The organism is Devosia epidermidihirudinis, from assembly GCF_000971295.1.
Classification (GTDB): domain Bacteria; phylum Pseudomonadota; class Alphaproteobacteria; order Rhizobiales; family Devosiaceae; genus Devosia; species Devosia epidermidihirudinis.
The window spans coordinates 272,193-282,993 of record NZ_LANJ01000012.1 but is presented as its reverse complement, the minus strand read 5'-3'; the positions used below and the strand labels follow the sequence as shown (position 1 = coordinate 282,993).

11 protein-coding genes are annotated in these 10,801 nt (G+C 61.9%); 6 read left to right on the top strand and 5 right to left on the bottom strand.

The genetic code is table 11. The annotated features are described in order from the left end of the window. The first annotated feature begins 333 nt into the window (after positions 1-333). The 4 genes from WH87_RS08315 to WH87_RS08305 all read left to right on the top strand — a co-directional run bounded on the left by WH87_RS08315 (position 334) and on the right by WH87_RS08305 (position 3,379). A complete protein-coding gene (locus WH87_RS08315; protein WP_046140382.1) occupies positions 334-915 on the top strand; it encodes a nitroreductase family protein in 582 nt (193 codons plus the stop codon). An 84-nt stretch (positions 916-999) separates the two neighbouring features. Continuing rightward, positions 1,000-1,809: a transglycosylase SLT domain-containing protein gene (locus WH87_RS08310; RefSeq protein ID WP_156458159.1), complete on the top strand. Its 810-nt coding sequence runs from the start codon at positions 1,000-1,002 to the stop codon at positions 1,807-1,809. A 126-nt stretch (positions 1,810-1,935) separates the two neighbouring features. Continuing rightward, positions 1,936-2,091, top strand: a complete 156-nt coding sequence (locus WH87_RS19580) for a hypothetical protein (protein WP_156458158.1) — start codon at positions 1,936-1,938, stop codon at positions 2,089-2,091. A gap of 88 nt (positions 2,092-2,179) precedes the next feature. After that, positions 2,180-3,379: a DUF2336 domain-containing protein gene (locus tag WH87_RS08305; RefSeq protein WP_046140381.1), complete on the top strand. Its 1,200-nt coding sequence runs from the start codon at positions 2,180-2,182 to the stop codon at positions 3,377-3,379. On the opposite strand, the gene WH87_RS08300 is transcribed toward WH87_RS08305, so the two are convergent. Beyond that, positions 3,380-4,156, bottom strand: coding sequence for an NAD kinase (locus WH87_RS08300; protein ID WP_245622336.1), 777 nt, complete (start codon positions 4,154-4,156; stop codon positions 3,380-3,382). It lies immediately after the preceding gene. Positions 4,157-4,380: 224 nt separating this feature from the next. On the opposite strand from WH87_RS08300, the gene WH87_RS08295 reads away from it, so the two are divergent. Both WH87_RS08295 and WH87_RS08290 read left to right on the top strand, forming a co-directional pair. Continuing rightward, positions 4,381-4,641: a spike base protein, RCAP_Rcc01079 family gene (locus WH87_RS08295; protein ID WP_046140379.1), complete on the top strand. Its 261-nt coding sequence runs from the start codon at positions 4,381-4,383 to the stop codon at positions 4,639-4,641. Further along, positions 4,641-6,530, top strand: a complete 1,890-nt coding sequence (locus WH87_RS08290; protein ID WP_156458157.1) for a carbohydrate binding domain-containing protein — start codon at positions 4,641-4,643, stop codon at positions 6,528-6,530. The genes WH87_RS08295 and WH87_RS08290 overlap by 1 nt, the downstream gene beginning before the upstream one ends. On the opposite strand, the gene WH87_RS08285 is transcribed toward WH87_RS08290, so the two are convergent. From WH87_RS08285 to WH87_RS08270, 4 genes are read right to left on the bottom strand one after another with little or no spacing between them, the layout of a single operon-like run. Continuing rightward, complete coding sequence (locus tag WH87_RS08285) at positions 6,499-7,080, bottom strand: LbetaH domain-containing protein (RefSeq protein ID WP_046140439.1); 582 nt, start codon at positions 7,078-7,080, stop codon at positions 6,499-6,501. The genes WH87_RS08290 and WH87_RS08285 overlap by 32 nt on opposite strands. Continuing rightward, entirely contained in the window at positions 7,077-8,240 is a 1,164-nt protein-coding gene (locus tag WH87_RS08280) for a glycosyltransferase (RefSeq protein WP_046140377.1), read from the bottom strand. Before WH87_RS08280 ends, WH87_RS08285 begins: the two co-directional genes overlap by 4 nt. After that, the gene (locus WH87_RS08275; RefSeq protein ID WP_245622335.1) at positions 8,237-9,547 is read right to left on the bottom strand and encodes a hypothetical protein; all 1,311 of its coding nucleotides are present in this window, start codon (positions 9,545-9,547) and stop codon (positions 8,237-8,239) included. Before WH87_RS08275 ends, WH87_RS08280 begins: the two co-directional genes overlap by 4 nt. Next, a complete protein-coding gene (locus tag WH87_RS08270; protein ID WP_281175178.1) occupies positions 9,547-10,770 on the bottom strand; it encodes a lipopolysaccharide biosynthesis protein in 1,224 nt (407 codons plus the stop codon). Before WH87_RS08270 ends, WH87_RS08275 begins: the two co-directional genes overlap by 1 nt. Between the last annotated feature and the right edge of the window lie 31 nt (positions 10,771-10,801).

Sequence of the window (10,801 nt, the reverse complement as noted above, 5' to 3'; positions counted from 1 at the left end):
GGGTTGGGGCGGGGGCGCGGCATCGGCGGCATTTCTGCTGCGGCTTCCTGCGCGAATACGGGGGCGATCATTGGCGCTCCCGTTGGAACGGCAACTGCCAATGCGAGCAACAGAGAAAGTATCGTTCGCAACCGCATGTCGTTTCCTGGCCTCGCTCCACTGAATCGGCATTGCCCGATAACGGGTGAATGGGGAAAAGCTGTGTCACAGACATGGCAGGATGAAAACACCGCACGTGTCGCTCAGGTGATTTTTACCGCTCAAGTGGGATCGGCGCTGGCCGGGAGGGCGCTATCTCGCTAATGCTCAGCCACTGTTTTCTGGAGCCGTACCATGCCCGCCAATGCTGCCCTGCGCGATTATCTGCTCACCCGCCGTTCGGTCGGCATCGCATTTCTGCAGGAGCCGGGCCCGACGCCAGATGAGCTGACACAGATACTGACTATCGGCACGCGCGTGCCTGATCACGGCAAGATCGCGCCGTGGCGGCTGGTGCTGATTGAGGGCGATGATCGCGCAAAGGCGGGCGAAAAACTGGCGGAAATTGCTGCGCGCAAGACGCCGACTCTGGACGATGCGAGCCTTGAGATCGAGCGCAACCGCTTCCTGCCCGCGCCACTCACCATCGGCATCATTTCCTCGCCCAAGGCCCACCCAAAGGTGCCTGAGTTCGAGCAGCTGCTGTCTGCTGGCAACGTCGCCTTCAACATTATCCACGCGGCCTACGCACTGGGTTATGCTGCGTCGTGGATTACCCGCTGGTATGCGTTCGACGAGGAGGCGGCTACCATGCTCGGCGCGCGCGAGGGCGAGCGCTTTGTCGGTTTCGTCCATATCGGCACACCAACAGCGGTGATCGAGGATCGGCCACGCCCGGATCTGGCCGACATCGTCAGCAAATGGACACAAGCATAATCGTAGCCTGATTGGCGCGAATGGTTAACGCGGCGTTAGCAGTTATTAAGGTTATGCTAACGCGTGTGATTCTGCGGGACGGTGATGGGCGTACAGCCGATATCAGTGCCACAAAGCCTGGCTTATGTGCTGACGTCCGCGGGTGACCGGAACGGCGTTGATTTCGACTATCTGCTGCAAACTGCCATGCGCGAAAGCAGCCTCAACCCACAGGCAAAAGCCCAGACATCCTCGGCTGTCGGGCTTTTCCAGTTCCTCGAAGGCACCTGGCTTCAGGTGATGAAAGAGGAGGGACCGCGCCTCGGCTACGGCAAGATCGCCGATAGCATCGAGCGCTCCAGCGACGGCGGCTACACGGTCCGCGACCCCACGCAAAAAGCGCAGATCCTCAAGATGCGCGAAGATCCCCAGATCGCAGCCGATCTGGCGGCGGCATTCACCAAATCCAACGGTGATTATCTGCGCACGAAGTTTGGCCGGATGCCCAGCGCGGGCGAGCTTTACATCGCCCATTTCCTCGGGGCCCAGGGGGCCGAGCGCATGTTCACGGCGGGGTTGCAGAATCCCGATCAGATCGCGGCAAACCTCTTCCCCAAGCAGGCAGCCGCCAACCGCAATATTTTCTATTCCAATGGTACGCCGCGCACCATTCGCGAGGTCTATCGCTCGCTGGTCGCAAAGCACGAAATCGGCGCGCCCAATGCCGGATTTGCTGCCCAGCAGATGGCCAATGGTGCTCCGGCTGTTCCCGCGGCGCCACCGATCCCATCGCGGTTCTCGCCAGACAATATGTCGTTCACCGGCCTGTTCCGCACGGAGCCGGAGACACTTGCTACAGACGCAACCGATGCGGTCGATGGCAGCGCGTTCTTCACCCAGCTTTATGCGAAGTGAGTGGCCAACGCAGTCGCGCGCGAGTTTGAGCCAAATGCCGCGTCCCGCAATAGACGCCACATTAACCGGCAGCATCTGTAATCGAGCTATGCGGGAGCTTGATCTTCCGCGTTGGAGGGGCCGAAAATGCGAGAAAGAGCAATAAGACCTGCCCTGAGCGGGCTTCGCGCACTGCCGCGCGGCTGGGTCATTCTCGGCGCTGCGGTGGCGAGTTGGGCGCTTGTGATCGCAGTTGGTGCGGGCATCGCCCAGATGTATGCGGTCGTTGTGGCTGCCCTCTGATCACACATCATGCCGACCGTTCGGTATGGTGAACCGTTCCTTAAGCCTTGATCGCTAAATTTGTCTTCGCTGGTGGGCGGAGAGTGTCATGGTTGCGTATCAAGAGTTCGTTTCGTTGTCCCAGTCGCCCGATAGCGAAGAGCGCGGCAGCGCGGCACATCTCTCCGCTCTGGCCTATCTCAACCATGTTGGCCCCGCCGACGAACAGGCAGCGCTCTATGCGTCGCTGATCGGCTTTCTCGATGATCCGTCTGTCAAGGTGCGCGCGGCGCTGGCTTATGGCCTGCTGCATTCCAGCGAAGCACCACGCCCGATCATTCTTGCGCTGCTGCATGATAGCGCCGTCATTTCCCGCGCCGTGCTGCAGTACTCCCCAGTACTGATTGATGCCGACCTGATGGGCCTGATCAAGACCTTGGACCAGCCGATGCTGCTGGCCATTTGCCAGCGCACCACTGTCAGCGCGCGTCTTGCCGCAGCGATGATCGCCCGCAACGATTTCCAGATTACCCTGCGCCTGCTCAAGCGGACCGAGATTGCGCTCAGCGACACGCTGCTGCGCGATCTGGCGACCAATCTGGGCGAGCAGAGCGATGTTCGTGGTGCGCTGTTGGCGCGCAGTGATTTGCCGGCTGATGCTCGTTTGCTGTTGGTGCAGCGCGTCACTGAAGCGCTCAAGGGCGCTCGCATCGTCAAAGGCGCGCTGGCGCCGGAGCGGCTTGGCCGGGTGCTGCGCGATGGTGCCGATACAGCGCTTGCCGCCATTGGCGAGCGTGAGGCGGTCAAGGCGAGCGGCGCCTATGTGTCCTGCCTCGTGGTCTCCGATCGCATCAATACCCGCGTACTGCTGCATGCGGTGGTCACCGGCCACGTCATGTTCTTCGCTGATTGCCTTGCAGAGCTGGCCCAGGCGCCGCGCGCCAAGGTGTTTGCCTTGCTCGAAAGCGGTAGCCGTCCGTCGCTGAACGCGTTGCTGGCGCGGTGCGGTCTGAGGGAGGGCGTCCGCAATCTGCTCGCCCGTCTGGTGCTGTACGCACGCGCCAGCGATCTGGCCGACGATGCCGCTGCTCGCCACTATGTGGTGACGGCGCTCACCGAAGAGCTGATCGTCGAGCATGACGGCGTCATTCCGGATGAGCTCGAGGAGGCTTTCGCCTATCTCAGCGAGCAGAACATTGTGCTGGCGCGCAAGGCTGCGCGGGGTGTGATGTCGGCCTTTGCGAGCGATGCGACTTCGCCCATGGCGTTGCCCGATATGGACCCGCGCCTGGCTTTGCCGGCGGCCTGATCAGAACCGGAACTGTTCGCTCAAAACGCGTTCTTCCAGGCTCGTGCCGGGATCGAACAGCAGCGTCACGCCGCGCGAGCGATCTTCGCGCACGGTGACTTCAAGCACGTGCTGGAATTCGACATTGTCGGCCACGGCGCTGACGGGGCGCTTGTCTGCCTCGCGGGTGATGAACTTCACCACGGCTCGGTTGGAGAGGATTGCTCCGCGCCAACGGCGAGGCCGGAACGGCGAAATCGGCGTCAGCGCCAGCAACTGCGCCTCGATTGGCAGAATCGGCCCATGCGCCGACAGGTTGTAGGCGGTGGAGCCCGCCGGCGTTGACAGCAGCGCGCCATCGCAAATCAGCTCATCCAGCCGCGTCTCGCCGTCAACGATGATCTGGATCTTGGCGGCCTGATAGCTCGCGCGGAACAGAGATACTTCGTTCAGCGCCAGCGCCGTCTGGGTCTGTCCCGTGGTGTCGAGAACTTCCATGGACAGCGGGTAGATATGGGTCGGCTGTGCCGCGGCGAGGCGGCTTTCCAGATCATCTTCCGAGAACGTGTTCATCATGAAGCCGACCGAGCCGAAATTCATGCCATAGACCGGAATATCGCTGCTCATCACCCGATGCAGCGTCTGCAACATCAGCCCGTCCCCGCCCAAGGCAACGACGAAGTCAGCATCCTCTACAGCATTGTCGCCATAGCGCGCGCGCAGGCGCGACGCAGCAATATCGGCCTCGGCGGTCCCGTTGGTGACGAAGGCAACGCGATCAAAAGAGGGGCTGGCCAAAGTCTTCTCCGGTATGGGTTGAGCTTGCCTACCACGCGGGGCCATGCAGAGCCAGCAACGCTCATGGCTAAGTCGTCTTTGTACGGTCTTGCGGTAGCGATTCTGAATTCGACAAAAGACGGCCTTGCGTTTTGCCACGGGCCGGTTGTTGCCTTGGGTCGCCCACTTATCCCCGCCATTTGTCGCACTGCTAGTCTTGCCATCATCGAGATGGAGATGAGCCAATGAACGATATTTATGGAGACAGCGCGCAAAGTTTGCTGGCGCCTGCATCGGGCGCCTATACCGTCGTGCCCAGCGACACCGTTTCGCTGCCACAGGTGAGCCGGGCGATCTATGTGGGGGCGGCAGGCAATGTGACGCTCGAAATGCTGTGGGGCCCAACCGTCACCTTCAGCAATGTTGCAGCCGGAAGCATCCTGCCTGTGAGAGCGCGCAAGGTGCTCACCAGTTCCACGGCCTCGTTCATGGTTGGGCTCTATTGATGCTGGGCCTAGTACTAGGCCTGCACCGGCTTGCCGGGGGTGTCGCCCCGGCTTTGCCACTTCTGGATCTGAACTTCGCCGAGGGCAGGTTTTCTCACGCAGGGCGCAGCTTTGTGGCGCTAGAAGCGCTTGTGAGTGAGTTGGGTGGTGCACAGGTGGGGCAGAGCGTCGTGCTCGGCCCCTATGTGGCGCCGGGGGCGCCCGAGCTTGTCGTCAATGGCGGCTTTGACGCAGGGACCACAGGATGGACGGCCTACACCAATGGCGGTGCGGCTGCGAGCTTGATGGTGACTGCGGGCGAGCTGGTGGTCGACGGGCAAAACGGTCCGTCCAACGGGTTTTCGCAGGCTGTGACGCTTGGTCTGGGCAAAGCCTATCGCATTTCGGGCACGATGCGACGGGGCACGACCAGCACGTACGGCGTGGAACTGCGCATTGGCGCCGCCAACAGCGCGCTCAATAGTGCGGTGGCGGCGACGTCGGCCCATAGCTCAACCGTTCCCGCCACGCGCAGTGCCACTGGCGGGGCCGAAGCCGTTACCTCCTATATCGGCGGACGCCTCAACGGGTCGGGCAACGTGGGCACGTCGATCTTTGACAACATCTCCCTTAAGGAGGTCAGTCCGTTGCCGGGGTGGAGCAGTGATGGCTTTTCTGCACAGCTGACCGGGCGTACGCCTGCAACGGTGGGGGCGGGCGACAAAGTGCTGCTGCAGGCCGACCACGAGGACGGTGCCACAGCGGGCTCGGCGCGCAACCGCGTGCGCATCTATTGGGACAAGGACCGGCATCTGCAGGTTCTGGTCAATCAGGCCGGAGCCGTCGTGGCCCAGCTTGATCTGGGTGTGGTCGCCCTGGACACCGCATTTGATCTGCGCTTCTCAGTTTCGACCAATGCGTTTCGCGCTGTGCTGATCGGGCGGGGCGCTGTGCAAACCGATCTGTCCGGCATCATGCCGGGCGTGGCGGTGCTGAGAATTGGGAGAAGCATTGCGGGAGAAGTGTGGGATGGCACGATTGACCGCATTGCACTCAATCCGGCTCTTTCGGAAGCGGAGTTTTATGCGGCGCTACCGAACTCGCAGCTGATCGCCTTGTGGGGCGACAGTCTGGCTGGCGGCATCAACGCTTCGAGTGAGGCGTTCCGTACTGGGCCTGCCGCAGGGGCCTTGTTCAGCCCGGCGCGTGCGGTGGTCAGTCAGGGTATTGGCGGGCAAACCTCGACACAGATTGCTGCCCGCATGAATGCTCTGCCAATCGCTGTCAGTGTGAGCGCCAACCAGATCCCAGCGTCCGGCTCCGTGGCCGTCACCGCGAAATCGATCAACATCTTGGTGAACTCTGGTGTGTTCTCAGGCAGCCAGACCGGCAGGCTCGCAGGCGTACCCGGGACGGTTAGCACTGATAGCTCGGGTAACTGGACCTTTACGCGTCTACGGGCTGGGGCGCCGGTGGCATGCCCGCCGGGAACGGCCTTTGTCTGCGATCTGGGTCTGGCGTTGCGCCCGTATCCGGCCTGGCTTTGGCTGGGGCGGAATGGCGCGCAAGCGGGCAACAGTGTGGAAGGCGATATTGCGGCCGCCGTCGTCAGTCTTGGTCACGACCGTTATCTGGTGGGGGCAATCCTCACCAGTGCCAGCGACACGTCTGGAGTCATTAGTGCCATTGTCGCCCGCAATGGCGCTTTGGCCGCCGCCTATGGCACGCGCTTCGTTGACCTCATGGGCGCTCTGCAAGCCGCTTCCGACGGATCAGCGGGCGACATTGCCGATATCGCAGCTGGATATGTGCCGCGTTCAAAGCGGTCCGACGTGCTGCATCTCAACGATGCTGGTTACGCCATCGTCGCTGCGGCGTTCAAAGCGCGGCACGTGGCGATGGGGTGGTGAAGTTGGCCCTGTGGCGAATAAACCGAGCCGGATTGCCCACATAGACTGAACGCGCAGGCAGGTCCTTGAATGTGACGGCGCAGGCTCCCAGCACTGCGCCGTCGCCGACCGTCACGCCGGGGCCAACAAAGGCCTTTGCAGCGATCCAGGCATCGGCGCCGATGGTGATAGGCCGGGCGATCAACCTGAAACCCGGCTGGTCGATGTCATGCGTCCCAGTCACCAGTTGGGCAAACTGCGAGATGATCGCATTCTCGCCAATATGGATCGGGGCCATGCAGTAGCATTGGGCATGCCGACCCAAGACGGCGTTTCTGTCCATGCGGAGGTTTTTCGGGCTCCATATGCGCGCGCTGCCATAGACGCGACAGTCCAGCGCAATCTCGGCGCCAAAGGCCTTCAAGAGCAGGCACCGCCAGCGGTGGAATGGCGGTGGTGTCCATGCGGCGAGAAGTAGCCAGACCAGTGACCATGTCGAACGATAGAGTCGGTCCGAAAACGGGAAGCTGGTTCGCGCGAGACCACGATGGGTGAGGGCGGGATCGGTCATCTTGCTGCCTCCGCGGCCCATTCCAACACGCGCAGCAGATCGCGCGCCGCCTCATCGAGACTGAACTGCTTCTCGTAACAGGCGCGGGCTAGCCGTCCAATTGATGCCTGCTCCTGTGGTTGCAGTGCCATAAAGCGCGTGAGTAGGGCGCGGGTCCCCTCAAGTGTGTCGGGCTCGACGAGTCCTGCGCCGGACGCCGCGACTTCCCGCCAGATGTTGATCTTGTCGGAGATGAGCACCGGCGTACCGCTCGCCAAAGCTTCCGCAACCGCCATGCCGAAGTTTTCCTGATGCGACGGCAACACGAACGCTGTGGCGTCCCGATAGGCACCCCATTTCGCTGAGCCTTGCAGCAGGCCCGGCCAGTGGAGGCGATCCGCGATACCGTTTTCTGCGGCAAGGACTTGCAGGTGGGCCTGCGTTCCCCCTTCGTCGGGTCCCGCCATCACGAGATCGAGGTGTGGGTGCTGCGCTGCGATCTCCGAGAAGGCGCGAATGAGCAGGTCGCAGCCCTTCTTGGGGTGGAGGCGTCCTAGATAAAGTAGATAGGGGCGGGCGTTGAGCTGTGGAGCTTTGCCCGCAAAGGCCGCGCGCTGCTCATCGGCTTGATCGGGGATATCGGCAGCGCCATAAGCCACAACACGCCCCGCGTATGAGTGGCCAATGAAAGCGGTGCGGGCGCGCAAGCCTTCCTCTTCGGAAGTGAACAGCACTGTCTTGGCGTCATGCAAAACCCGGCCCTGCGCGAGCAGCCACAGCGCTTGTTTGGCCCAGCGTTTGATGGGCTGGACGGTGTTGAACCATGGATCCAGCATGCCGTGGGTAAACTGCACATAGGGCAGGTCGCCCCCCGCGAGCCCCCGCCATGCCCCAAGCGGCGCGTAGTTCCACAGGCCATGCAGCACCGCCACATCGAAGCGATGGGCGTTGCGCCGTATCCATGGCGTCAAGCGGCCATTGAAGCCGAATTTTCCGATGTTGGGTCCCGTCGCGTGCACCTTGTGCCCCACCGCCGCCAGATAGGGCGCCGACGGCGGATCCAAGGTCAGGATTTCCGTGTGATGGCCCCACTGCGCCATTAAAGCAGTGGTATTCAGCAAGCCCTCAACAGGCCCGCCTTGCCGAGGATCAAGGGAGGCAATGACACGGAGGATGTTCATAGTCGGTCACCTGCCGGCTCAGGCAAAGGCTGTCTCCATTCGGTGCGTGACAATATGATGAGGATCACGATCTGGCAGGCGGCGAGTGGCAGCACTGCACCGACTGGGCCGCGCAGCATGATCGGCAGCGAGGCGATGATGACGGCGTGCAGGAGCGATACGCCATAGAAACTGCCCAGACGGCTGGCGCTCGCTTGGGCGGTGAACAGGGCCAAAAGCAGGCCGCCCATCACCACGCCCACGAAGCCGAAATCCATATAGGCATCGGCGCCGATGAAGAAGGACAGGTTGTCCGTTCCCGCCATGCCGCCGTTCAACAGATCGCCGCCGATATCGAGCCCGCCGACAATAGGCTTGTTCGGCCAGAGCGCGCGGGGCACGAAGAATAGACCGACTGCCAGCAGTTTCTCGCCCAGCATCCAGTCATGCGTGCTCATGAAGCGCACGGCATGGACAGTGGTGTCGAAGATATCGACGAAGGGCGTGCTCAACAGGTTATCAGCGAAATCTATGTCTTCGACCTGTCCCAATCCGACCAGACCAAGGCGCGTAGTAATGCTGAGGATCGGGAACAGCACTAGGAGCGCGAAGAGCGCCACAGCATAAAACCATGCCGCTTGCAGCCGCCCCCTGAGCATGGCGAGGCCAACGGGCACCCATGCAGCGAGCAGGCTGAAGCGAGACGCGTTGAACGGATTGCGAGTGATCGCCAATAGCCCAATGGCGACGGCGACCAACGTGACTAAGGACCAGGTTCGGCCAGCTGCCCTCGCATTGGCCACAAGGACAGCTGTGGTAACGGTTTGGAGGGCAAGAAATGCCTCGCTCAGCGCGCTTGCCTCGGACCATGTCTTGTCGAGGCGAGGCAGCAGAACCTGTTGCCAGCCGCCTTGCAGCACAACAAAAAGGGAGAAGGCAAGGATGTTGAGGGCGAGCATCCATTCTGCGGGTGGAGTGGCCGTGGTGGTATCCGGATCCTTGGCTTCCATAGAGATGAAGCCGAAGGGCAACAGGAAGACCACGACGATTGCCATGGCCGTGATGTATTCGGCGGCATCATAGGCGTGTCGCGTGACCGTCCAGTCACCTCCAATGGTCCCATCGCCCATGCGCTGGAGTGGAGAAATGGCGAAAAAGATGAAGACGCAGAACCAGAACATGTCGCCGATCTGAAGATTGGGCGAACGGATTTTTCCCAGTCCGACAAGAACGAGGATGAGTACAGGCAGCGTCAGGGCAATCGACGCCTGGTTCGGAGCGTAGATCGCGTTGAAGCTGTAAAGGGCGAGAACGATGGCCAACCGCATCAGGATGCCCCTCCGCCCGCAACTCTTGCCCCCCGGACGCCTGCCCCCAAACATCGAAAGAGATAGGCGCCGCCGACCAGATGCGCGGCAACCTCGCCAACGGCAAAGCCTGCGAGACCGATCATCGGCGACACCGCCACGCTCACAGCGAGGCCCGCGAGCAACCCAAGATTGGCCGCCACCGCTGCGTGGTGTGGTCGCCCAAGCGCAAAGGCGCCTTGCGACATCGCCATGTAGACCGCACCGGTCAGAACGCCAGCCGAAAACAGGGCGAGGACATGTCCGGCATCCGTGATGATTGGTTGGAAGAACGTCCCAACGAGCATCCCGGCAATCAGCAGGAAAACGCTGGTGCACAGAGCAACAGACGTTCCCCGTTTCTGCAGCTTGAACAGGGTTGGCAATGAGGCGTCGGCATCCTCAAGGTGCTGCACCAGTGAAGGAAATTCCGCTCGCCGCAGAAAATGCAGAATCTGGGAGAAGGCTGCCGTTATCTGTCGGGCATAGAGAAAGAGGGCTGTTGCGGTCGTGCCCAATAGCAGGTTGCAGAGCAGGATTTGCAGTCGGAACAGCGCTTGGCCGGGTAGGGCCGCGAGCAGCATTGCCGCGCTATCTCGAGCAGTCCTGAGGACGTCTTCCCGCCCTGGCCGGACCCAGTGCGGCCTGTATCCGAGCCATACCAGAATGGCGAACTGGCAGGCGAGCGCGATCGCATAGCCGAGGCTGGTCGCGAGGCCGAGCGCGATGCCTGCTTCTGCGCCCACAGTGAGCGTCGCGACCAGTAGGGCGAGGGCGGGCATTAAAAAGACTGGGATATTGGCCAGACCGGCGAGCCCGCTGCGCTGGAGGCCGTCCAGCATTCCCGAGGGAGTGAAACTGCAGATCAGTAACAGCGGCAGTGCGGCAAAAATGTAGTGCCGTGAGAACTCATCCGGTGCTGTTAGCGCGTAACAAAATCCGAGAGTGCCGAGCAGCGCCGCGAGTATCAGACGGGTGACGCAGATCGCCCAATAAGGTCGCCAGAAGCCGTCGCGCTCCCCTGCATCGGCGAGCGCGATAGCACGGGCCAGCAGGGTTTGCGCGCCGGCATCGACGATCATCGCGGCGAGGATGACAAAGGTGAAATGGAGCCCGAAGCCGGCGAGCAGGCCGAACTGGCCAGTGGCGACAAGCCGTGTCTGTGCAAGAAAGAGCGCGCCCTGGCCGACAGCAAAGCTTCCAATCAGCAGTGCGGTATTGTGGGGGCTGCTCAGG

Bases quoted from the DNA above. Each gene is read 5' to 3' on its own strand.
- WH87_RS08305 (WP_046140381.1), top strand. From the start codon at position 2,180: ATGGTTGCGTATCAAGAGTTCGTTTCGTTGTCCCAGTCGCCCGATAGC.
- WH87_RS08295 (WP_046140379.1), top strand. From the start codon at position 4,381: ATGAACGATATTTATGGAGACAGCGCGCAAAGTTTGCTGGCGCCTGCA.
- WH87_RS08290 (WP_156458157.1), top strand. From the start codon at position 4,641: ATGCTGGGCCTAGTACTAGGCCTGCACCGGCTTGCCGGGGGTGTCGCC.
- WH87_RS08310 (WP_156458159.1), top strand. From the start codon at position 1,000: ATGGGCGTACAGCCGATATCAGTGCCACAAAGCCTGGCTTATGTGCTG.
- WH87_RS08315 (WP_046140382.1), top strand. From the start codon at position 334: ATGCCCGCCAATGCTGCCCTGCGCGATTATCTGCTCACCCGCCGTTCG.
- WH87_RS08280 (WP_046140377.1), bottom strand. From the start codon at position 8,240: ATGAACATCCTCCGTGTCATTGCCTCCCTTGATCCTCGGCAAGGCGGG.
- WH87_RS08285 (WP_046140439.1), bottom strand. From the start codon at position 7,080: ATGACCGATCCCGCCCTCACCCATCGTGGTCTCGCGCGAACCAGCTTC.
- WH87_RS19580 (WP_156458158.1), top strand. From the start codon at position 1,936: ATGCGAGAAAGAGCAATAAGACCTGCCCTGAGCGGGCTTCGCGCACTG.
- WH87_RS08275 (WP_245622335.1), bottom strand. From the start codon at position 9,547: ATGCGGTTGGCCATCGTTCTCGCCCTTTACAGCTTCAACGCGATCTAC.